This is a genomic window from Dyella acidiphila (assembly GCF_014863405.1).
GTDB lineage: Bacteria > Pseudomonadota > Gammaproteobacteria > Xanthomonadales > Rhodanobacteraceae > Dyella_B > Dyella_B acidiphila.
The window spans coordinates 111,161-134,670 of sequence record NZ_JACZZA010000011.1 but is presented as its reverse complement, the minus strand read 5'-3'; the positions used below and the strand labels follow the sequence as shown (position 1 = coordinate 134,670).

Annotated in this window: 11 protein-coding genes (1 of these 11 cut by a window edge); 4 read left to right on the top strand and 7 right to left on the bottom strand. The window is 64.1% G+C overall.

Going from position 1 to position 23,510, the window contains the following annotated elements; all coding sequences use genetic code 11:
* The first annotated feature begins 135 nt into the window (after positions 1-135).
* Together IGX34_RS22385 and IGX34_RS16665 are read left to right on the top strand one after the other, a co-directional pair.
* A complete protein-coding gene (locus IGX34_RS22385; protein ID WP_274380833.1) occupies positions 136-1,929 on the top strand; it encodes a beta-1,3-glucanase family protein in 1,794 nt (597 codons plus the stop codon).
* Positions 1,930-2,170: 241 nt separating this feature from the next.
* Positions 2,171-3,604 carry a sugar porter family MFS transporter gene (locus tag IGX34_RS16665; protein WP_338015496.1) on the top strand — a complete coding sequence of 478 codons (1,434 nt, stop codon included), beginning with the start codon at positions 2,171-2,173 and terminating at the stop codon, positions 3,602-3,604.
* 129 nt (positions 3,605-3,733) lie between these two features.
* Here the strand turns inward: IGX34_RS16665 and IGX34_RS16660 are convergent, their stop codons facing one another.
* The 7 genes from IGX34_RS16660 to IGX34_RS16630 form a co-directional block, all read right to left on the bottom strand.
* Positions 3,734-4,510, bottom strand: a complete 777-nt coding sequence (locus IGX34_RS16660) for an SDR family oxidoreductase (RefSeq protein WP_192556855.1) — start codon at positions 4,508-4,510, stop codon at positions 3,734-3,736.
* Positions 4,494-5,471, bottom strand: a complete 978-nt coding sequence (locus tag IGX34_RS16655; protein ID WP_192556854.1) for an aldose 1-epimerase — start codon at positions 5,469-5,471, stop codon at positions 4,494-4,496. Before IGX34_RS16655 ends, IGX34_RS16660 begins: the two co-directional genes overlap by 17 nt.
* A gap of 3 nt (positions 5,472-5,474) precedes the next feature.
* Positions 5,475-7,718 carry an alpha-galactosidase gene (locus IGX34_RS16650; RefSeq protein ID WP_225737538.1) on the bottom strand — a complete coding sequence of 748 codons (2,244 nt, stop codon included), beginning with the start codon at positions 7,716-7,718 and terminating at the stop codon, positions 5,475-5,477.
* Positions 7,719-7,884: 166 nt separating this feature from the next.
* A complete protein-coding gene (locus tag IGX34_RS16645; RefSeq protein ID WP_192556853.1) occupies positions 7,885-8,721 on the bottom strand; it encodes a ParB N-terminal domain-containing protein in 837 nt (278 codons plus the stop codon).
* Positions 8,722-8,799: 78 nt separating this feature from the next.
* Positions 8,800-9,936: an acyltransferase family protein gene (locus IGX34_RS16640; RefSeq protein ID WP_192556852.1), complete on the bottom strand. Its 1,137-nt coding sequence runs from the start codon at positions 9,934-9,936 to the stop codon at positions 8,800-8,802.
* A 97-nt stretch (positions 9,937-10,033) separates the two neighbouring features.
* On the bottom strand, positions 10,034-11,794 hold the full coding sequence (locus IGX34_RS16635; protein ID WP_192556851.1) for a peptide-N4-asparagine amidase: 1,761 nt from the start codon (positions 11,792-11,794) through the stop codon (positions 10,034-10,036).
* Between the two features lie 101 nt (positions 11,795-11,895).
* Positions 11,896-12,324: a helix-turn-helix domain-containing protein gene (locus tag IGX34_RS16630; protein WP_192556850.1), complete on the bottom strand. Its 429-nt coding sequence runs from the start codon at positions 12,322-12,324 to the stop codon at positions 11,896-11,898.
* A gap of 72 nt (positions 12,325-12,396) precedes the next feature.
* On the opposite strand from IGX34_RS16630, the gene IGX34_RS16625 reads away from it, so the two are divergent.
* Together IGX34_RS16625 and IGX34_RS16620 are read left to right on the top strand one after the other, a co-directional pair.
* Positions 12,397-13,233, top strand: coding sequence for an oxidoreductase (locus tag IGX34_RS16625; protein WP_192556849.1), 837 nt, complete (start codon positions 12,397-12,399; stop codon positions 13,231-13,233).
* Positions 13,234-13,906: 673 nt separating this feature from the next.
* Positions 13,907-23,510, top strand: partial view of a non-ribosomal peptide synthase/polyketide synthase gene (locus IGX34_RS16620; RefSeq protein WP_192556848.1) — the 5' end (the start) only. 9,659 nt of this gene lie beyond the right edge of the window; 9,604 of the gene's 19,263 nt are visible here — the first part of the coding sequence; its start codon is at positions 13,907-13,909; the stop codon falls past the right edge of the window.

Sequence of the window (23,510 nt, the reverse complement as noted above, 5' to 3'; positions counted from 1 at the left end):
CTTTCGATCGACGGCGCCCCAAAACCAGAAAACTCCCGACGGCGACTGTCCCCGCATGCCTGCGTCAATGCGCAGCGTGAAATCGCCGCTTCCAACGTGTGCTTGTGATTTCACCCAAAGCAAAGGAGACAGTCCATGCAAATAAGCAATTCCTCGACAGCGTGGCCCACGCTGGCCTTCAGTTCGCTGGGCACCGCGATCTGCGCTGCGCTTTCCACTGCCGTGCTAACCGCTGCGCCGGTACAGGCAGTGCATGCGCAGACCAGCTGCGCGGCTGCCTGGAGCGCGTCGGCCGTCTATACGCAAGGCCAGCTGGCCAGCGAGAGCGGCATCAACTACGTGGCCAACTGGTGGACCCAGGGCAACGACCCGGCCAGCAACAATGGCGGGGCCGGCAGCGGCCAGCCGTGGACCTCGCAGGGCAACTGCGGCAGTTCGCCAGCACCCACGCCTACGCCCACCCCCACCCCCACCCCCACTCCGGCGCCGACCCCCACGCCCAGCGAGAGTTACGGCGCCACCGCCGAAACCGGCGGCGCGGTGCAGTTCTATGCCGACGGCGGCACCTGGGCCGATCTGCATTACACCCTCGCCGGCGGCAGCCAGCTCAACGTCACCATGAGCAACAGCGGCACCGACAACAGCTACCAGGTTTCCGGCCTCACCAATGGCGAGCAGGTCAGTTACTGGTTCACCATCGGTCAGAGCAATGGGTCGGCAGTGAACACGCCCTCGCAGACATTGACCTATGCCGCACCGACACCCACGCCCACGCCCACACCGACGCCGGCACCTTCGCCGTCCAGTCCGGTTTTTCCGGCCGCCGGCACCACCTTCAACCTAGTCAACGGTACCAATGGTGCCTATGCCGACAGCCAGGTCTACTGGACCATGGTCGGCCAGGATCCGGCCAACCCCGGCACCTTCGTGCACGTCGATTGCAGCGGCAACCTGATTCCGATGGCGCCGGGCGACAACGGTGCACAGAGCAAGAACGGCCAGAGCTACGCCGATTATTCGATCCCGTTCTCGCAGTGCAAATCTTTCACCGTGCCGCAGATTCTTTCCGCGCGAATCTACTTGAGCGTGGGCAGTCCGATGTATATCCAGGCGGTGGGCAATCCGGTCTACGGCTATACCGGCCCGAATATCGACAACCCCAGCGATCCGAATATCAACGTGACCTTCGATTTTGTGGAAGTGAACATCAACGCCACCAATTTCTACGGCAACACCACCCGGGTCGATCAGTTCGGCATGCCGATTCGCCTGCAGCTGCAGGATCCCACCGGCTACGACCAGACCGTGGGCGAAACGGAAACCCGCGCCGCGCTGTTCCAGGAATTCACGGCCCAGGTGCCTGCACCATTCCAGTCACTGGCGCAGGTGCAGGCGCCTTATCGCATCGTGGCGCCTTCGCACGGCAGCTTTGCGGCCGGCGGCGCGCAGGCCACTTATCTGGACAGCTATATCCAGTCGATCTGGAATCAATACCGCAGCCAGTCGCTGGTATTTACCGATGCGCAGGGCACCTTCACCGGCAATGTCGTGGGCAACCAGTTCGTCTTTACCGACGGGCAGGGCACGTACTACATCAACAACGTGCCGACCACGCAGGAGGTGCTGCTGGGCAATGGCGTGTTCAATGACGCCAGCAATGCCGCGGCCGGCGTGGCGACAGCCAAGCAATTGCAGATCCAGGCCCAGGTGGATGCGGCGTTGAACCGGCACGTGGCCGAGAACGCAGGCGAGTGGAGTACGTCGGCGGATTTCTACAACAGCGCACCGACCAACTCCTATTCCGCGTTCTGGCATGCGCACAGCATCAACGGGCTCACCTACGGTTTTCCGTATGACGACGTAAGCGGTTTCAGTTCCTCGCTGATTGGCACCAATCCCACGGTGTCCACCATCACGGTGGACTGGTAAGAACTCACGGCAAGGCCCCGTTTGGCGGGGCCTTGCCGGCTGTGTTTGGCGCGGGATGACTGCTTCAGTGCGTCCCGTGCAGATACCTGTCGATCACCGCGGCAACATCGGTTGCGCGGGCCTGTCGAGGCCTGCACAATCGAACGATCGGTGTCGTACCGGACTCGGGGCAGGCATGCACGCCTTGCCGCCGCATTGTCCATGCGGCGTATCAAGAGCGACAGTCTTCAAAGGAATGCCTGTGCAGATCGCGAGTGGCGCGCCCGGCGACGCCCATGCCGTGCATGCCGACAGCGGCCTCTATATATGGCTGATCTGCCTGGTCGCCGCCCTCGGCGGTTTGCTGTTCGGCTATGACTGGGTGGTCATCGGCGGCGCCAAGCTTTTCTACGAAGCCTATTTTGGCATTCGCGATCCGGCGATGTCCGGCTGGCTGATGAGTGCCGCCCTGGCCGGCTGCATCGCCGGCGCAGCGCTGGCGGGCATGCTTGCCGACCGTTATGGCCGGCGCATCATCCTCATCATTTCGGCGGCCTTGTTTCTGCTGTGTGCGTTCGGGACGGCCTGGGCCAACAGCACCGGCGTCTTTGCCATGTTCCGCATCATCGGCGGACTCGGCATCGGCCTGGCGTCCAGCATCTCGCCGCTGTACATCGCCGAAGTCAGTCCTGCGGCACATCGTGGGCGCTTTGTGGCGATCAACCAGTTCACCATCGTGGTCGGTGTATTGCTGGCGCAGACGGTGAACCTGCTGATCGCGCGGCCGGTACCCAGCGGGCTCGATGCGCAGGCGTTGCTGCAGACGTGGAACGTGCAGCATGGCTGGCGCTGGATGTTCTTGAGCGGGGGCGTGCCGGCGGCGCTGTTCCTGGTGCTTGCCATGGCGATACCGGAATCGCCGCGCTGGCTTAGCCGGCGCGGGCGCCACGACGCAGCGCAACGGGTGCTTGCCCGGATTGGCGGCGATGTGTATGCGCGCGCTTCGCTGGCCGCGATGCGTACGGTGCAGCACACCGCCGTCGATGCCGGTGCGGCCTGGCGCGATCTGCTCAGCCGGCGCGTGCGTCCGGTGATGGTGATTGGCGTGGTGCTGGCGGTGTTCCAGCAATGGTGCGGCATCAACGTCATCTTCAACTACGCGCAGGACATCTTTGCCTCGGCCGGATTCGACATCAATCAAGGCCTGCGCTCGATCGTCGCCACCGGTTCGGTCAATCTGCTGTTTACGCTGCTGGCGCTGACCCTGGTCGATCGCTGGGGCCGGCGCAAGCTGATGCTGGTCGGCGCCGGCGGCCTGTTTGCGGTGTATCTGTTGATCGGCGCCGCGTATGCCATGCACGTGCTCGGCCTGCCGGTACTGTTGCTGGTGCTCGCGGCGATTGCGATCTATGCCACCACCCTGGCGCCGGTGACCTGGGTGCTGCTGTCGGAAATCTTCCCCGATCGCATCCGCGCGCAAGCGGTGGCCTTGAGCGTGTTCTGGCTGTGGGTTGCGTGCTTCGTGCTTACCTATACGTTTCCCTGGCTCAACGCCCATCTTGGGCCGGCCGGCAGTTTCTGGCTGTACGGCTTGATCTGCGGTGCGGGGTTTCTGTTTGTGTTGCGGCGGGTGCCGGAGACAGCCGGAGTGCCGTTGGAAGTGTTGGAGGCGCAGCTTGAACGGCGTGCGGATTGATGCCTTAGGTGCTGCGTAGTTTGGGTTATTCCGGGCTTGATCCGGGGGTAACCCAACCTATCTCCGCAATAGCGAAGCGTCGTTGGGTTACGCTGCGCTAACCCAACCTACTTGCGGTGCTGTTGGATGTTACGCGTGATAGAGCTGGCTGCGGCCGCCGTCGATCAGCAAATCCGTGGCGTTGATAAAACGCGCCTCGTCACTGGCCAGGAATAGCGCGGCGTAGGCGACTTCTTCGGGCGTGCCGATACGTTTGCACGGCAACAGCTCCGCCTGCCTGAGCCGCTCGGCCTCCGGATCCGGGCACGACTGGAAATAGCGTTCGGCAGCCGGCGTCAAAATCAATCCCGGCGAAATCGAGTTCACGCGGATGCCGCGCGCGGCGTATTCCAGCCCCAGCGCACGCGTAAGTCCGATCAGGCCATGCTTGGCTACCGGATAGGGAAAGCTGCCGGGAATGATCTTGTGCCCATGCACGGAGGCAATATTCACGACATGCCCGTAGCCGGCTTCGAGCATCGATGGCAGCAGTGCGCGGGTGCAGTGCCAGGCACCTTGCAGGTTGACGCCGAGATTGCGCTGCCAGTCCACGTCGCTCAGCGTCAGCGGATCGCGGAAGACATTGATGCCGGCACCATTGATCAGGATGTCGATACGGCCGAGCGCTTCCAGCGCCTGTGCGGTGGCGTGCTGTACTTGTTCGGCATCCGACACGTCGGCATGCACGGCGAGCGCATGGTGGCCCGCATCGCTCAGCCGCCGGGCCAGCGCAGCCGCCGCGGCGACATCCACATCCAGCAACGCCAGCGCAGCGCCTTCGCGCGCGAACAGCTCGGCGATCGCGCCGCCGATGCCGCTGGCGGCGCCGGTGATCAGGGCGGTCTTGTGCTCAAGGCGTGGATTCATGTGGATCTCCGAAGGCTGTGCCGGGCGATGGTGGGGCGGCAGCGGCACCGGCATCTTCTACCCGAAAGCTGAAATGCCGGCATAGATGTTCGCCGGGTGCCAGCGCCGTCATGCCGTGCGCCAGCGGCCCACCGGGCAGATGCACGGCATCGATCGGATGATCGACCGGTTCGAAGCAGAAGAAGTCGGCGTCGTCCGGTGTATACAACAGAAAGGCATCGACATTCGCCAGTATCTGCATGCGCATGCCTTGCCGTGGCCAATTCACGCTGGCCTCGCCCGACCAGGGCAGGAAGCAATGATTGAGCACTTCGCGCGGCAGCACCTGCGGCTGTCGAAAATCCCAGTCGGCAGGCACGGGCACGTTTGCCGAAGGCAGTGGCGAGCGGCCGTCGTTCTGCCACACGCGAGCAGCCGGTGCGTGCAAGCTCACGCCGTCGTGCAAGGCAATGAACGGATGCAGCCCAAGCCCGAACGGCAGTGCAGCATCGCCGGTATTGCTTATGCTCAACCCGATCTCCAGCGCGTTCCCGCGCAGCGCGTAAGTGAGCATGGCGCGGTAGCTGTAGCCATCGGGGGCGCGCTCGTCCAGCCGCAGTTGGATCTGCTCGCCGCCATGCGACTGCACCGCCCAGCTGCGGCGCCAGCCACTGCCATGAATGGGATACGGCTCGCCAGGACAGTTGGGCGACAACGCCACCGAGGTGCCGGCAAAGTCGAAGCCGCCGCCTGAAATGCGATTGCTCCACGGCACCAGCGGATAACAGGCCAGCCGATTGGGATCGAACGCCGCGCCATCATTGGCCGGCGCGGCGCGATAAGGACGCAGCAAGGAAAAAGCAGCGTCGCGTGCAAGCCATTCGAAGCTGCCCAGGCCGCCACCTTGTGCCGGCAGCACCTGCACGCGCAGGTGCTTGTTTTCCAGCCAGCAGGCTTGTTCCTCGATGCGCGGACCTTGCATCGGCTACTCGCGGTCGAAGGCGACGGCCGTTCCCTGGAAATCGCCGTGCATCGTTACGTCGATGCCCATGTTCATCCAGTAGGCGCCGCTTGCGACGGTCGGCGTACGCTCGGCCAGGGTTCCCTGCAGCACGCGCACGCGATAACGCGCTTCCGGGTCGAGCCCTTGCAGGTGCAGCGTCGGGTACGGATAACCTTCGGTGCTGGAATGCAGGAAGGCGAACAGCACCGCATGCGCCTTGTCAGGCGATACGTCTTCGGTGGCCGAATGCTCGCTGCCCTGGTCGGGCGACACCAGGCGATACAGATCGCCATGCTGCACGGTATCGCGGATCGCCTTGTAGTCGGCGATCAGGCGTTGCGCCGTGGCCATGTCCTGCTCGCTCCATTTGGTCAGGTTGGCGCCGACGCCGAGCGAGCCCTGCATGGATGACAGGAAGCGGTATTCCAGCGACATGCTGCGGCCATTCATGGAAGAGGGCGAGTCGGTCACCCAGGCCATCATCACGCCCGGCGTATGTGCCTGGGTGAAGCCGTCCTGGATGCGCAGGCGGTCGAAGGCATCCGTATTATCGGACGGCCACACTTCGTCGGTGAGATGCATGATGCCCAGATCCACGCGGCCGCCGCCGCTGGAGCACGATTCAATCTCCACGTTCGGATGCTTGCGGCGCAGCTCTTCGAGAATGCCGTAGAGGTTGCGCACAAAGTCGACGTAGACATTTTTCTGCTGGTCGGCCGGTACCGCCGGCCAGCCCGGCTCGGACCAGCTGCGGTTGTAATCCCACTTGAGAAAAGCGATCTGGTTTTCGCTGAGCAATTTGTCCAGCGCACCGAACACATAGGCGCGCACGTCCGGCCGCGCAAGATTGAGCACCATCTGGTTGCGACCCAGCGAGCGCGGGCGGCCGGTCATATTGAGCACCCAGTCCGGATGCGCGCGATACAGATCGCTGTCCGGATTGACCATTTCCGGTTCGACCCAGATACCGAAGTCCATGCCCAGCGCATGCACGCGATCGATCAGGGGCTTCAGCCCATGCGGGAATTTCTGCGGATTGACGGTCCAGTCGCCCAGGCCGGCCTTGTCGCTGTTGCGCGCGCCGAACCAGCCGTCGTCGACCACAAAACGCTCCACGCCGATCCGCGCCGCTTTTTCCGCGAGCGCCATCTGGCCGGCTTCATTGACGTCGAAGCCGGTCGCTTCCCAGGAGTTGTAGAGCACCGGCCGTGCGCGCGGATGCGGTGCCTGCGGCAGGATGCGGGTGAGCTCCAGCCGGTGCAGCAGGCGCGAGGCCTCGCCCATGCCGCCGTTGGTGACGCCGGCATAGAAGCTGGGTGTCTGCAGGCTGGCGCCGGGCGCCAGCTGGTAGCCGAAATCGAATGGATTGAAGCCGCCAGTGATGCGGATCTGCTCGGCCTGATCTTGCTCGACCGCAATCTGCCAGGTGCCGCTCCAGGCCAGCGCACCGAACCACACTTGCCCATGGGTTTCATCGGCATCGTTGCGGCGGATCGCAAACCACGGCTCGTTCTGCATGCCGGTGCTGCCGCGGCGGCTTTCCAGTACGGTCTTGCCCGGCTGCACCGGGCGCTCGTAGATATCGTTCTCGCCGGCCCAGCGGCCGGCCAGATAACGCAGCGTGTAGTTGTTGCCGCGCGGCAGCAGCCAGGTACCCGCGCTGGCCTGTTCGACGACAACCGGTGTCGCGCTGCGGTTCTCGATCACGGCGCTGCGCCGCACGATGCCGGTGCCGGGATCGATTTCGTACTGCAAGGTGACGACAATCGGGCGCTCGATGTCCTGCATCACCACGGACAACACGTTGCCGTGCACGCTATGCGACTGGTAATGCAACACCAGGTCGCGATTGCCGTCCGGAAACGTCACCTTCAGATCCGGCTCGTAGTAGAGCCCTTCGCCCCAGCCGGTGTATTCCTGCGGGATCACATTGACCGTGCCATCGATCGAATCGCGGCCGGGCGGGGCGATCGGTGCCGGCAGCGGATCGCCGGCTGCCAGTCGCGGTCCCCAGTAGATCGATTGCAGCTGCCCCTTGTCGTTCACGCCGAACGCGTAGGTCACTTTCGCCGCATCCAGCCTGAACACATGACCGGAGGCATCGATATGCACGGCGCCATCGTTGCTTGCGGCGTGCGCATCGGTCGCCGCGGCACCGCCGATCAGGATCATCGCGCCAAGGATCGCCAGGCAGCGGCGGGCGCGGACTCGTGGAAGTTTTATCAAGCGAGAAACCCCTTTAATCGCGACGGGCCGAAACGGCGACGCAAGTAAAGGTTATATTATAAGACAATATAAGTTGGCGAGTGCTTTCCGGCAGATTCGATTCGCGCAGCAAGCCGACGCATGCGCCATGCAGCGTCGGCGTCGGGTTGCACTGCACTAATCCCGGCTATGCACGCGCTGATTGCAAGTCGGCCAGCTCTTTGCGCAGTGCCGCATTTTCTTCTTGCAGCTCGGCCACCTGCCGGCGCAGCCGGGTCAGTTCGTCTGCGTCGTCGTGCACATCTGCTGCCGCTTGCGGCGCAGATGCTTCCTGAGTAGCCGCTTCGCGCGGCTTGCGCCTGGATTCGCGCACGCGCTTGGCCACATCCTTGAGCTCCTTGCTGCCGGCCAGGGCGGCTTCCCGCTGTTCCTCTTCCGGCAGGCTGGCCACCGCCGCGGCAGCATTGATCGAGATGCTGCCCGAGCGCACCGCCGCGACCACTTCCGGCGCGGCCTGCTTCTGGATCTTTTCGATCAGCGCCACCTGGTTGCCGCTGAGCTTGGCTTCGCGCGCCAGGGCTTCGCGGCTCGGCGGACGTTCGGCGGGTGCTGCGGCCGGCGCGACCGCTTCGTCGGCAGGAGCCGCTTCGTCCGCGCGCTCGGCTTGGGCCGCAGAAGGCGCCGGCGACTGCGCAGCGGAACGCTGCGCCAGGATTTCGCGCTTGCGCAGCGCCAGCACGCCGCGCTGAAAATCCGACACGCTGCGTCGGCCCAGATGCTGCTCGATCATCCACAGATGCACATCTTCGATCGACTGGAAGCGCGGATTCTGCACCGTCTGGAACGGCAGGTCGTGCTTCCGGCACAGGCCATAGCGATTGTGCCCGTCCACCAGCACATTGCCCCACAGCACCAGGGAATCGCGGCAGCCTTCGGCCAGCAGGCTGCGCTCCAGCGACTCGTATTCCTCCGGCGTAAGAGGGTCGATGTAAGCCTTGAGTTCTTCGTTGACGACGATATCCATCAAAATCCGTACGGCCCGGCAGCAAGCAAAGGGCCCGCATTGTAGTGGCCTTCGGGGGCGCGGTGGACTATCGACCGCTCAGCCGCGCTTGAGGAATCTGCCGGCGAGCCAGCGTCGCACTGGTTCGTCGTAGAACTTCAGGCATGCATAGGCCATGGCGATGCTTGCGATCAGTACCATGACGCCCACCGCCATGACGTGCGCTGCCGGCGTCGTCTGGTTATGGCTGCTGACCCACTGCGTATAGATGTAGATCAGCGGGTAGTGGGTGATATACAGCGGATAGGAAAGGTCGCCGAACCACTTGGCGATACGCGTGGACAAGCCTTGCTGAAGCTGCGCCCCGGCGCCTATCGCCACGATGGCGGGGAACACCAGGATCACGCAGGCAGACTCGTACAAGCCATTGAGCCACAGTCGGTCCGCGCCGCCGAAACGGGGCAGCGCCAGCGCAACGATCAGCAGCACGCTGCAGAGCGCAAAGGCGCCCCTGATAGGCACGCGCATGCCAAGCCGCATCAGCAGCATGCCGGCAAGAAAAGGAAACAGCAGGCGGGCGAAGCCGATATGCAACTGCTCGGCATCGATCGACCAGCCGCCGATCACGTCCCCTTGCTTGCCGAATACCGCCAGCTGCACCAGGAAAGCGGCAGCGAGCGTCACCAACACCCACAGGGCCCAGTTCGGCAACTTGCGCAAGCCGAGGGCATAGAGAATGTTGGCGATGTATTCGAAAAACAGCGACCAGGCCGGCCCGTCGAGCGGATGCATTTCGCCCCAGCCACGAATGTCCAGCGACATGGGCAGCGGCAGCAGCGTATAGCCCAGCAGCATCACCGCCAGCATCAGCCAGACTGGCGTGTGGGCGATCAAGGGGAATGCGGCACCCGCCTGAAAATAGAACAAGGCCGCCCCGATGCTCATGCCCATCACCACCATCGGCTGCAGGCGGATCAGTCGGCGCTTGAAGAATTCGCGGATGGTCAGCGTGTGCCAGCGGTCGTCATACGCATAGGCAATCACGAAGCCGGAGAGCAGGAAGAAGAAGTCGACGGCAAGATAGCCGTGATTGATCAACTGGGTGAGCGGGTGCTCGGGCGAATACGCCTCGCAGATATGAAACATCACCACTATCAGCGATGCCACCCCGCGTAGTCCGTCGAGTATCAGGTAATGGTTCTTGCTATGCATGCCACTGGACGAAGAACTATGCATGGATGATGCGCCTTCCTGGAAGCTGGCGAAGTGAGAACGAGCAGCGCATGCTCATGCCGGACGAGCGGCCTTCGCGGCGGCGCTCGCCGGCTGGCGATTAAAGCGTGAGCGGGCAGGTCTGGTCCGACTCGACCGCCGTCACCGCCTGATCGCGCGTTTCCACCCGACGCGCATAGCAATGGCCCAGCGAGTCGCTGAAGCGGTACGACTGCTCCCCGTGCTGCCCGCGCGAACCGGTGATGCCGGTGCCGCCGGCATTGAAGTCGGTGTTGCTGTGGCTGACCAGGTGGTTGTCCAGCGTGGACCAGAAGCCGGCGTGACCATCCTGCGTGCGCTGGATCTTGCTCAGATAACCCTGTTGCATGGTGATATCGGCGGTGAAGTCGCCGTTCGCGCGCACCTGTTTGCGTACCTCGATCTGCAGCGGATATTCGAGGCGGTGCGTGTACTGCATGGTGCCGGTCGCCGTGGTGGTGCGCACGTCATCGACCACTTGCGTATGCATGGCAATGCGCTGGTTGTAGATCTCCTTCGATGGATGGTCGAAGCCCTGGCGATTGGCAAAATTCGCCTGCTGCTCGACGCGCGTGACGACCTTGCCGTGCGAGGTCTGCAGTTCGCCGGCAATCACATACTGGCCGTTCTGCACCGTGTCGACCTCGCCATGCAGCGTGCCGTCGGCACCGTGCTCAAAATGGCGCTGTACGGGTGGCTGCTCGCTTTGCTGGCTGGCCAGCGTGTTTTGCGTGAGCTGGCCGGCGAGCACCGCGCGGCCATGATCGCGCCAGGCCAACAGGTTGCCGGCGAGGCTGAAGAAGTCGTGCGCGCCCAGCACACGCACTGCCACGGTGTGCGGCTTGCCATCGTCCAGCAGGGCGGCGAAGGGCGTCAGGTCCACGCGGTACGGCGTGAAGTTGAGCGTCTGGATGTCGGTGGTGGGCCGCCACAGATTGGGGTCCACGCCGCCGGTATACGTCCAGGGGTAGACCGGTGCGCGGCCCGCCGGCTGGCCATCGATGCTTACCGCCACTTCGCGGAAATTGCCGCCTGGGCACTGTTCCAGCGGATCGCCGGCATTGGGCGGCCCGAGCGAAAATTCGCGGGTGGGTTCCATATCGGCATCGTCGATGCACATGTACCACTGCTCGTCCACGGCCTGGCTTTGCGCAATCAGGTCCAGCACGATGTGTTCGACATTGCGCGGCAAGGTGACGCTGCGCGAGAGCGCTTCATTGCCGTTCTGCACATCCACCGGATGCCCATCGCTGTCGCCGACCAGGCCGATGGCGAGATCGGCGGGCGCGGCGGCCTTGCTGGTTGCCGTGGCCGGATAGAACACCAGCCGCGCGCTGCCCTGGATCACGCCAGTACGCGTGGCGTCGATCCAGTTGTTGAGCACCGTCTGGCCATGCCCGGCATCCTGGAACAGGCCGGCATAATCGGTGACGTCGCGCTCGACGTGCCAGTGGGGACTGACCTTGGCACCCGGTTCCTGGGTGGTGCCATAGAACAGGTTCACACCCTTGAGCCACAGACTGACCGTGCGGTCGTACTGGCGTCCGGCAGTTACCGAGAAATCCGCTTCCAGCACCACCTTCGACCATGGCCCGGCGCATTGCGCAGGCGGGGCATAGCGCCACTCACGCGGCTTCGCGGCGCGCGAAGTGGCTTCGCCGTGATCGTCGAATGCGACATCTGTATACAGCTTGGCCACGCAGGGCGTGCCTTCCGGGCGCGGCACCGGTGCATCGGCGATGGCGACACCGCGATCGCCTACGGCGGGTGCTGTCTGGGCGAAGGCGAGCGTGCTCGGCAGCGCCAGTGCAAGGGCCAGGCCCGGGCGAATCAGGTGGTGCATGTGGATCATCCTGCCGTTGCTTGAAACGTTGTCGGCAAGCATGCACGGGATGGCGCCCGCTGGCGAGGGTCAGTGGCACTGAGGTATGAGGATGGCCTGCTTCAAGCCGCTTGCTGCTGGCTGCCGAGGATGCGGGTGACTGCGGCCAGACCGCAGAACGAAGGTTCGTCGCCGCATTCGCCCGCTTCGATCCAGGCGATTTTTGCGTGCAGATAGGTTTGCAGGCTGCCCAGCTGCGCGGCCTTGGCTTGCACCTGCGCCAACTGCGCCTGCATCACGGCCAGCCGGCGCGTGCGATCCATGCCGCCGGCCTCGTATTCCCGGTTCAAGGCGGCAATCTGTTTCAGCGTAAAGCCGAGCTGCTGGCCGACTTTGATCAGCGCGGCACGATCCACGTCGGTCTCATCAAAATGCTGATAGCGATTGCTGCCTATAGCCCCTGTGCCGGGTTTGAGCAGTCCAAGTTTCACGTACAGGCGTACCGCATCGCGGGTCAGCTCGGCGCGCCGGCAGAATTCGGCAATCAGCATGGCGGGACTCTTGACTAGGGCGTATACACCCTAGTTTAGACTGATCCCTCGCAAGCAACCAGGTGACGGGTCATGACCAAAACAGTGCTGATTACCGGCGCATCGTCGGGCATAGGCGAAGCGACGGCGCGTCGCCTCGTGGCGGATGGATACAAGGTCTATGCGGCGGCGCGGCGACTGGATCGCATGAGCGGCCTGTCCGCCGCCGGCGTGCAGGTGCTGCCGCTGGACCTGACCGACGATGCCTCGATCATCCAGGCGGTGGAGACGATTGCTCAGCGTGACGGTCGCCTGGATGCGCTGATCAATAACGCCGGCTACGGTTCCTACGGCGCGCTGGAAGATGTGCCGCTGGAAGAAGGGCGCCGACAGTTCGAAGTGAATGTGTTTGGCCTGGCACGCCTGATCCAGTTGTGCCTTCCGCTGATGCGCGCCAGGCGCGCGGGCACCATCGTCAATATCACTTCGATCGGCGGCAAGATGCACGAGCCGTTGGGCAGCTGGTATCACGCAACCAAGTTCGCGGTGGAAGGATTGAGCGATTGCCTGCGCATGGAAGTGGCTCCGTTCGGCATCGATGTCGTGGTGGTGGAGCCTGGCGCCATTCGAACCGAGTGGAGCGGCATTGCGCGCGAAGCGTTGCTGCGCTATTCGGGCGGCACCGCATACGCCGAACAGGCCAACAGGCATGCACGCATGCTGGCGGCAGCCGATACATCGTCCATGGTGTCGCCGCCGGAAGTGGTTGCCGGCACGATTGCGCGCGCGTTGCGCGCATCCCGTCCGCGCACGCGCTACGCCACCGGCGGGGGCGCCAGGATGATTCTGTTCTTGCGCCGCTGGCTGAGTGATCGTGCGTTTGATGGCTTCATGCGCCGGATCGAGAAGTCGCTGGCGGGAGCCGGGTGAGGGCTGGCGGCAAGCGCCTCATCGTGATGCCACGGAATGACTGCGTGTGGGCTTAGATGGTTGGCTTTGTCAGAATGGCCATCAATTAGTCATGGTGCACGGATGCGTCATCCCAGCGAAAGCTGGGATCCAGTGTCTTTCTACACCGGAGGCGCTGGATGATTCGCTTTGTTCACCCTTCGGGCCGTCCTTCGGACGTTCAGCACACAAGCGCTTGTCCAGCTTTCGCTGGGATGACGGTGAGGTCGGTTGAAGGCTTTTGAATTGAGCGGTGGTGCGCTGCTTTTACAAAAGTAGCCAAGCAAAAAAATGGCACCGCAGCGCATCGTAATTTCCTGATGGACGGAAATTCATGCGCGCCTATTTCACCTCACAGAAACAAACGCCCGACCCGTGCTTTGTCGCCGGGTGTCAGGCTGGCATGCACGGCACCGCCCCAGGGTGGCGGACGTTCGATAGAACGTGAATAATGCCACTGTTATCCGGCACGGATTATTGCTAAATACCCCGTCGCACATCTTATCGTGTCGCAATGCGTGCGACATCGCGTCGCAAGTATTCAGGGAAGAACATTACATCCATATTCCCAAATTAATATGTAGTGTTGTTGCGTCCTTCGTCGCGACCAGGACGCGTATTTCCGCAAGAAGCACCGTTGAGATGAGGGATAATCATGAATTGCCAGTCGATACCGGATGTATTGACGTTATTTGATGTAATTCGTTATCGCGCTTCTGCCGCATCGGGTACCGCCAACAGCCCCGCCTTTACTTATCTGGACGACGGCGATCAGGTCAGCGGCGTGCTGAGCTATGCCGAACTGGACTTGGCCGCGCGCAAGCTCGCCGCGCGCCTGCAGCAAATCACCCAGCCCGGCGACCGGGTGCTGCTGGTTTATCCGCCCAGCCTCGATTACATCGTTGCGTTCTATGCCTGCGTCTATGCCGGCGTTACCGCCGTGCCGGCCTTGCCGCCGGCAAATCGGCGCACCTTGCCGCGCCTGCGCCTGATGGCCGCCGATTCGCAGCCGGCCGCCGCACTCACCCTGGCGCGTATCCGCGACGGTGTGACGAAGGTGGAAGAGGGCGATCCGAACGACGACATCCTGCGGCAGATGTCGTGGTTGTCGACCGACGATGCCGAGGGCGACGAATCGGCATGGGTGCCGCCCGCGGCGCAAGCGTCGGATATCGTGTTTCTGCAGTACACCTCCGGCTCCACCGGCGCGCCCAAGGGCGTAATGGTGGCGAACCACAATCTGCTGGCCAATCTGCGGCTGTTTCAGCAGATGTTCGATGTGCGCTGTGGCGAAACCTTCGTGTTCTGGCTGCCGCCGCATCATGACTTCGGCCTGATCGGCGCGATCATCATGCCGGTGTTCGCCGGTGCACACAGTGTGCAGTTTCCGCCGGCCGCCTTCATGATGAGCCCGGTGCGCTGGCTGCGGCTGATCTCCCGCTATCGCGCCCGTCTTACCGGTGCGCCGAATTTTGCCTTCCAGCTCTGCGTCGACAAGATTTCCGACGCCCAGATGCAAGGGCTCGACCTGGCCTGCCTGGACGTGGCCATGAACGGCGCCGAGCGTATCCGCTTCGAGTCGGTCGCCCAGTTCGCCGACAAATTTGCGCCCTACGGTTTTCGCCGCGAGTCGATGATGCCGTCTTACGGCATGGCGGAATTCGTCCTGTTGGCTACCGCCAATATGCATCGCGCCGCGGGCACCTTGCCGGATGTCGCGTGCATCAGCAAAGCGGCGCTGGAAGCGGGGCGCATCGTGCCGGGCGACCGGCCGCAGGATACCGTGCACATTGTGTCGGTGGGCCGCACGCACGAAGCGCTGCACGATCTGGCCGTGGTCGATCCGTTGACGCTGGAGCGGCAAGGCGACCGGCAGGTCGGCGAGGTATGGCTGAGCGGCCCGGCGGTGACACAAGGCTACTGGCGGCAGGATGAAGCTGCACGGGAGCAGACGTTCCGCGCCAGCATGAAGGATGACGAGCGCACCTGGCTGCGCACTGGCGATGTCGGCTTTGTGAGCGAAGGCGAGTTGTTCATCACCGGGCGCAGCAAGGAAGTGATGATTTTCAGCGGACGCAATATCTATCCGCAGGATGTGGAGATCACCGTCGAGCGTGCGTCGCCGGCGTTCCGGGCCAACGGCTGCGCCGCTTTTTCGCTGGAAGAGGGCGATACGGCCCAGTTGGTGATCGTGCAGGAAGTGGAAAGCCGGCGCCGGCTGGAAACCGAAAGCCTGGTGGCCCGGCTGCGTGCCGATATCGCCGAACAACACGAGATTTTCGATCTCGCCGCGGTGGTGCTGGTCAGGCCGGGACATTTGCCGCGCACATCGAGCGGCAAGATCCAGCGCGTGCGCTGCCGTCAGATGCATCTGGCGGGCGAGTTCGACAGCATCTGGTCCTGGAGTGTCGACCAGGAAGACGCCCCGGCCGCGACAGACACGTTGCCGCAGACAGCGACCGGGATGCGCCTGCTCGAACTGTGGCGCAGTGTCTTCGGCAATCCGGCCTTGTCGGCGTCGGACAACTTCTTCCGTCTGGGCGGCCATTCCTTGCTTGCGGCACAGCTGGTCGCCGCCGTGGGCACGGAATTTCGCGTGGACCTGCCGTTGCGTGCATTGTTCGAAGCGCCCAATGTCGCAGCGATGGCAGCGGTGATCGACACGTTGCAGCCGCGCGAGGCGATCGCCGACGAGCTGCTGGCGTTGCCGCAGCACGGTGACTTGCCGCTGTCGTTCGTGCAGCAGCGCTTCTGGTTCCTCGATCAATACCAGCCGGCCAATGCGTTTTATGCCGTGCCGGTGGCCATGCGGCTGGCGGGTGAGCTGGCGCTTCCTGCGCTGCGGCAGGCACTGGATGCGATGGTGCAGCGGCATGCGGCACTGCGCACCGTATTTCCGGTGGCCGATGGCGTACCTGTCCAACGCGTATTGCCGGCCTTGGCATGGCCGCTGCAGGTATCGGATGCCGGTGAGCTCGATGCCGATGCGGCCGATGCGCAGATCCGCCAGCTGATGATGGACGAGGCGCGCAAGCCCTTCGACCTGGTCCACGGGCCGCTGATTCGCGCGCACTTGCTGAAGATCGGCGCAGAGCTGCGCGTGCTGCTGCTGACCCTGCATCACATCGTCCACGACGGCTGGTCGGTCGGCGTGCTGATCGACGAACTTACGCAGGCCTATACGGCGTGCAAGGCGGCTCAGCCGCCGGCGTTGCCCGCGCTGCCGGTCAGCTACGCCGACTACACGCAATGGGAGCGGCGTCGCTACGGCGAGCAGAACATCCAGACGCATCTGGCTTATTGGGCCGAGCATCTGCGCGGTGCATCGCCGCTGCTGGCGCTGCCCACCGACCGCCCGCGTCCGGCGTCGATGTCGTATCGCGGCGCGACGCATACCGTGCACCTTCCTGCCGCGCTGGTGCGGCGCCTGGCCGAGCAGGCCAGCCAGCGCAATGCAACCTTGTTCATGGCGCTGACGTCCGCGGTGCAGATCCTGCTGCATCGCTACTGCAGCCAGGACGATATCTGCATCAGCATGCTGTCGGCGAACCGTCCGGCGAAGACGGAGCAGGTGATCGGCGCCTTCGTCAACGTGGTGCCCTTGCGCGCGCAGTTCGGCGCCGGCCAAGCATTTGCCGACGTGCTGGCGGCCACCACCCGGGAAGTATTGTCGGCGTACGAACAGCAGCTGCCGTTCGAGCTGATTCTCAACCGGCTGGCGCGCGAGCGGCATGCGGCCTACACGCCGTATGCGCAGGTAGTGCTGAACTTCCATAGCGAGCTCGAGCATCAGGGCGGGGCACGCCAGCATGGGCTGGATCAGTCGCTGCAGTTCGACGGCCGCTGGGCCGCCGGGGTCGCGCATACGGCCTTCGACCTGCTGCTGGATGTGCACGAGCGGCAGGGCGGTCTGGACGTGGTGTTCGAATACAGCACCGACCTGTTCGACGCGGCGAGCATGCGGCGCTGGGGCAGGCATCTGCAGCAGGTGCTGCACGGCATCGCCGAATCGCCCGACGCCCGCATCGACGAATTTGCGCTGCTGGATGCCGGCGAGCGCGAGCAGGTGCTGGAGACCTTCAACGCCACGGCGCAGCGCTGGCCGGCCGCGTCGCTGGTGCATCAGCTGTTCGAGACGACGGCCGCACAGCAGCCCGACGCGATCGCCCTGATCGGCGAGCACGAACAGCTCAGCTACCGCAGCCTGAACCAGCGTGCCAACCAGCTTGCGCATGTCTTGATCGCGCAGGGTATCCAGTCGGACGACCGGATTGCCCTCTGCGTGGAGCGCAGCATCGCGATGGTGGTGGGCTTGCTCGGCATTCTGAAAGCAGGCGGCGCATACGTGCCGGTCGATCCGGATTACCCGCCGGAGCGGGTCAGCTACATGCTGGCCGACAGCCAGCCGCGGATGGTGCTGTCCAGCCACGCGTTGCGCGACCGGCTGCCCGTGATCGATGTACCTATGTTGTGGCTGGACGATCCCGCTGCGCTGTCGAGTCAGCCCGATCACAATCCCGATCCGCAGGCCCTGGGCCTGCGTCCCGATCATCTGGCCTACGTGATCTACACCTCCGGCTCGACTGGACAGCCCAAAGGGGCCATGAACCAGCACGACGGCGTGGTGAACCGTCTGCGCTGGGCACAGCAGCAGTTCGCACTCGATGCCAGCGATCGGGTGCTGCAGAAGACGCCGTATGCCTTCGACGTATCGGTCTGGGAATTCTTCCTGCCGCTGCTGGCCGGTGCGCAATTGGTGTTGGCGCGGCCCGGCGGCCATCAGTCGCCGGCGTATCTGGCGCAGCGGATCGCGGAGGCCGGCATCACCGTGGCGCACTTCGTGCCGTCCATGCTGCAGGTGTTCCTGGACCAGGACGATCTGTCCGGCTGCAGCCGCATGCGCCACGTGCTGTGCAGCGGCGAAGCGCTGCCGCCGGTGTTGCAGAACCGCTTTCTGCAGAAGCTGCCGGGCGTGGCCCTGCATAATCTGTATGGACCCACCGAAGCGGCGGTCGATGTCACCTATTGGCCGTGCATGGAGCCCGGCACGATCGTGCCGATCGGCCGCCCGATCGCCAATACGCAGATGTATGTGCTCGATGCGCGCATGCAGCCGGTACCGATCGGCGTTGCCGGCGAACTGTATATCGGCGGTGTGCAGGTCGGACGCGGTTATCTGCATCGCGCGGCCTTGACCGAAGAGCGCTTTGTGGCCAATCCCTTCGGCAGCGGCCGCCTGTACAAGACCGGCGACCTCGGGCGCTGGCGCGCGGATGGCGCAATTGAATACCTGGGCCGCAATGACTTCCAGGTGAAGCTGCGCGGCTTGCGTATCGAGCTGGGCGAAATCGAGGCTCGTCTGCTCGAACATCCGGCGATCCGCGAAGCGGTAGTGATCGCCCGCGAAGAAACCTCCGGCGACAAGCGCCTGGTCGCCTATGTGGTGCAGCACCAGCAAGCCCAGCACGAAGAGACCGACTGGGACGATCGTCGCGTCGAGCAGTGGCGCCAGCTGTACCAGGCGGAATACGGCAAGACGCTGGAGGTGTCGTTCGGCGAAGATTTTCGCACCTGGAACAGCAGCTACGACGGCCAGCCCATTCCGTTGGAACAGATGCGCGAGTGGCGCGATGCCACGGTGGCGCGCATTCTTGCCTTGCAGCCGCGGCACGTGCTGGAAATCGGCTGCGGTTCCGGCTTGATCCTGGCGCACCTGGCGCCGCATTGTGAAAGTTATTGCGGCACCGACCTTTCGGCCGAGGCGATAGCGCGGCTGTCGGCACAGGTCGAGCGGCAAGCAGATATCGCCCCGCGGGTCAGCCTGCATTGCCAGCCGGCCCACAGCAGCGGCAACCTGCCGCGGCAACACTTCGATGTGATCGTCATCAACTCGGTGGCGCAGTACTTTCCCAGCGCCGACTACATGCTGGCCGTAGTGCGCCAAGCCATGGATCTGCTGGCGCCGGGCGGCGCGCTGTTCCTGGGCGATATCCGTAACCTCCCGTTGCTGCCGTGCCTGACCACGGCCATCCAGCTGGCTCGCGCCGATAGCGGTGCAGATGCGGCTGCGCTCCGCTCGGCGATCGAGCGGGAACTGCGGCTGGAACAGGAACTGATATTCGATCCCGATTTCTTCGCAAGCTTGCCCGCGCGTATCGACGGCATGGCCGGCGTCGATATCCGCGTCAAGCGCGGACATTTTGCCAACGAATTGAGCCGCTATCGCTACGACGTGGTGGTGCACAAGCAGGCGCTGGGTGACGCCAGTGCAGGTGCTGCATCGCTGGCTGCTTTGCCGCGATTGCACTGGGGCGCAGAGGTGGTCGACGTCGCATCCCTGCGATCGCATCTGCAGACTCCGGCATTTGCCGGCCTGCGCCTGTGTGGCGTGCCCAACCACCATCTGGCCAGCGAAACCGAAGCGGTACAGGCATTCGAGCAGGGTCGACCGCTGGATGAGGTCGTGGCGATGCTGCAACGCCCGTCCGATGCAGCGTTGCCGCATCCGGAAGCGTGGCACGCACTGGCTGCCGTCCTGGAGCTGGAGGCGATCGTCACCTGGTCCGCGCCGCACGGCAAAACATTCCAGCGCGGCGAGTGGGATGTGCTGTTCGTACCGGCAGGCCAGCGCGCGTATACCGATACCTACGCCGCATCGCGCGAACCGCGTCCGCTGGACGAACTCAGCACCCGGCCGGCGCAACGCGAAAACAGCAACCAGCTGCTCGCGGACCTGCGCGCGAGCCTGTCCGGCCAGTTGCCCGACTACATGCTGCCATCGGCCTTTGTGGTGCTGGATGCGCTGCCACTGACCCCGAGCGGCAAGCTGGATCGCCAGGCGCTGCCGGCACCGGATCGCGATGCCGTCGTCACGCACCAGTACGAAGCGCCGCAGGGTGAAGCGGAGCAAGCCATCGCGGCCATCTGGGGCGGGCTGCTTGGCGTAACGCCGGTCGGGCGGCACGATCATTTCTTCGAACTGGGCGGCCATTCGCTGCTGGCCACCCAGGTGGCGGCCAAGCTGCGCGCAAGCTTGTCAGTGGATGTGCCGCTGAAAGCGCTGTTCGAACATGCGACGCTGGCCGCGCTGGCGGCGCATATCCAAGACCAGGCTGGCATAGCGCCAGGCGAGACGGAGCTGCCGCTGGTGCGCATGCCGCGTCCATCCGCGACGCCGGCATCGTTTGCGCAGCAGCGCCTGTGGTTTATCGAGCAACTCGGCGGTGGGCAACCCGTCTACACCGTGACGCATGCCGTGCGGCTACGCGGTGCGCTGGAGCTGCCTGCGCTGCAGGCAGCCCTGACCGATCTCGCCGCCAGGCAGGAAGGCTTGCGTACGTATTTCGTCGAGACGGGCGGCACGGTCATGCAGGAGCTGGCGGATGCGGCGCCGCTGAGTTTGCGTGTCGTTGATCTGTCCGGCAACGAAAACGGTACGCTGCAAAGCTGGATCGAACAGGAGGCACGCCAGGGTTTTGACCTGAATGCACCGCCGCTGCTCCGGCTTACGCTGCTGCGGGAACATGCCGCACAGCATGTTTTGCTGATCAGTGCGCATCACATCATTGCCGATGGCTGGTCGCTGGGCGTTTTCAATCGCGAGCTGAGCGCGCTCTACAACGCGCATCGGCAGAACCGGCCGTCGCCGCTGCGCGAGCTGCCGTTGCAATATGCGGACTTTGCCCATTGGCAGCGCCGCCGCGCCGAGCAGGGTGCATTCGAGCCGCAACTGGCGTATTGGCAACAGCGTCTGCACAACGCGCCGGCAGCGCTGCCGTTGCCGACGGACTACCCGCGTCCAGCCGCCCCCAGCCATCGCGGCGGCATCGTGCGTTGCGTAGTGCCCAAGGCGGTGACGCACAGCCTGAAGCTGCTGCTGCAACAGACCGAGGCGAGTTTGTTCATGGGGTTGGCGGCAGGCCTGGCGGCGCTGTTGTCGCGCTATGCCGGCCAGAACGAAATCTGCATCGGTACGCCGGTCGCCAATCGCCAGCATGTGGCGCTGGACGATGTGATCGGATTTTTCGTCAACACCCTGGTGCTGCGCATCGATGCGGACGGCAGCCAGAGCGTGGCGAGCCTGCTGCGGCACGCACGTAACGTAGCGCTCGATGCTTACGCCAACCAGGAGGTGCCGTTCGATCAGGTCGTCGCATCGCTGGATCGTGCCAGGCACGACCTGCATTCGCCGCTGTTCCAGGTCATGCTGGTGCTGCAGAACGCCAGTGCCGACGATCTGGCCCTGGCGCAAGTCGAAGCGGAAGTTCTGCCGGTCCACAACGGCACCGCCAAGTTCGATCTGACCGTGGCGGTTACCGAAACGGCTGGCGAGCTGGCCTGCGATTTTGAATACAGCACGGATCTGTTCGAGCACGCCAGCATCGAGCGCATGGCACGGCAATTCGTTGCACTGCTGCGTGGCATGACTGTCGACGTGCAGCGGCCGGTCGAGCGCCTGCCGCTGCTGGACGACGCAGAGCGCAGGCAGCTGCTGGTCGAATTCAGTGCGCTGACGTCCTCGTCGCTGCCTTCAGAAGCCTTGATCCACACTCTGTTTGAGCAGCAGGTACGGCGATCGCCCGATGCCGTCGCGCTGAATGACGAAGAGCGATCGCTTACGTATGCGCAATTGAACGAACGCGCCAACCGCCTCGCGCATGCGTTGATCGCGCGCGGCGTGAAACCCGACGATCGCGTGGCGCTCGGCGTGGAGCGTGGCCTGGCGCTGGTGGTCGGCATTCTTGGCATTCTCAAGGCCGGCGCCGGCTATGTGCCGCTGGATCCCACCTATCCGGCCGAGCGACTGGCCTATTTGCTGGAAGACAGTGCGCCGGTGCTGCTGCTTACCCAGGCATCGCTGCAGGCTTGCTGGCCCAAGGAGCTGGCGACGCTGTATCTCGATGACGAGTCGAGCTTCGCCGCCCAGCCCACGCACGACCCGGTCGTTGTGGGACTGGCAGCCCACAATCTGGCTTATGTGATCTACACCTCCGGCTCCACCGGTCAGCCCAAGGGCGTGATGGTCGAGCATGCGCAGGTGACGCGCCTGCTGGCCACTACCGATGCGGCGTTCCGCTTCGATTCGCGCGATGTATGGACGCTGTTCCACTCCTACGCTTTCGATTTCTCGGTGTGGGAACTGTGGGGCGCGCTGGCCTATGGCGGCCGCCTGGTGATCGTGCCCTCGCTGTGCGCACGTTCGCCGAAAGATTTTTACGCGTTGCTGTGCCGCGAGCGGGTCACGGTGCTGAACCAGACGCCGAGCGCCTTCCGTGCCCTGATTGCCGCGCAGGACATGCAGCCGCATCAGCTGCGTTATGTGATTTTCGGGGGCGAAGCGCTGGAGCTGTATACGCTGCTGCCGTGGATAGCGCGCAACGATCCGGCGCGGACGCGTCTTATCAATATGTACGGCATCACCGAAACCACGGTGCACGTGACGTACCGCGAGCTGACGCGCGAGGACATCGAAGCCCGCCGTGGCAGCCTGATCGGTCGCGGCCTGCCGGATCTGCGGGTGTATCTGCTGGATCGCCACGGCGAGCCGGTGCCGGTCGGTATGCCGGGCGAAATTTATGTCGGCGGTGCGGGCGTGGCGCGCGGCTACTGGGGCCGGCCACAGCTGACGGCCGAGCGTTTTCTCTGCGATCCCTTTGTCGGCGGGGCGCAGTCACGGATGTACAAGAGCGGTGACTTGGGCCGCTGGCTATCCAATGGCGAGCTCGAATACCTGGGCCGCAACGATTTCCAGGTGAAGATCCGCGGCTTCCGCATCGAGCTGGGCGAGATCGAGGCGAAGCTGGCCAGGCAGCCCGGTGTGCGCGACGCGCTGGTGATCGCTCGCGAAGACGTGCCGGGCGACAAGCGTCTGGTGGCCTATCTGACGGCGCAGGATGGCGCGACCTTGTCGACGGCGGCATTGCGTGATGCCCTCGCCAGGGAACTGGCCGACTACATGCTGCCCAGCGCCTTCATGCAATTGGAACAGTTGCCGTTGACGGCCAATGGCAAGCTGGACCGGTACGCCTTGCCGGCGCCGGATCAGCAAGCAGTGGTGACACGCGCGTACGAAGCGCCACACGGCGACACGGAGCTGGCCATCGCGGCGATCTGGCAAGATTTGCTGTGCCTGGAGCGGGTCGGGCGGCACGATCACTTCTTCGAGCTGGGCGGCCATTCGCTGCTCGCCGTGCAGGTGCTGGCGCGTATACGCGCCGAGTTGGGCGTGGAACTGCCCTTGCGCGATCTATTCGCGTTGT

What these genes read in the sequence shown, in the direction of transcription:
- IGX34_RS22385 (WP_274380833.1), top strand. Translation starts at nt 136, where the DNA reads ATGCAAATAAGCAATTCCTCGACAGCGTGGCCCACGCTGGCCTTCAGT.
- IGX34_RS16660 (WP_192556855.1), bottom strand. Translation starts at nt 4,510, where the DNA reads ATGAATCCACGCCTTGAGCACAAGACCGCCCTGATCACCGGCGCCGCC.
- IGX34_RS16655 (WP_192556854.1), bottom strand. Translation starts at nt 5,471, where the DNA reads ATGCAAGGTCCGCGCATCGAGGAACAAGCCTGCTGGCTGGAAAACAAG.
- IGX34_RS16645 (WP_192556853.1), bottom strand. Translation starts at nt 8,721, where the DNA reads ATGGATATCGTCGTCAACGAAGAACTCAAGGCTTACATCGACCCTCTT.
- IGX34_RS16640 (WP_192556852.1), bottom strand. Translation starts at nt 9,936, where the DNA reads ATGCATAGTTCTTCGTCCAGTGGCATGCATAGCAAGAACCATTACCTG.
- IGX34_RS16635 (WP_192556851.1), bottom strand. Translation starts at nt 11,794, where the DNA reads ATGCACCACCTGATTCGCCCGGGCCTGGCCCTTGCACTGGCGCTGCCG.
- IGX34_RS16630 (WP_192556850.1), bottom strand. Translation starts at nt 12,324, where the DNA reads ATGCTGATTGCCGAATTCTGCCGGCGCGCCGAGCTGACCCGCGATGCG.
- IGX34_RS16625 (WP_192556849.1), top strand. Translation starts at nt 12,397, where the DNA reads ATGACCAAAACAGTGCTGATTACCGGCGCATCGTCGGGCATAGGCGAA.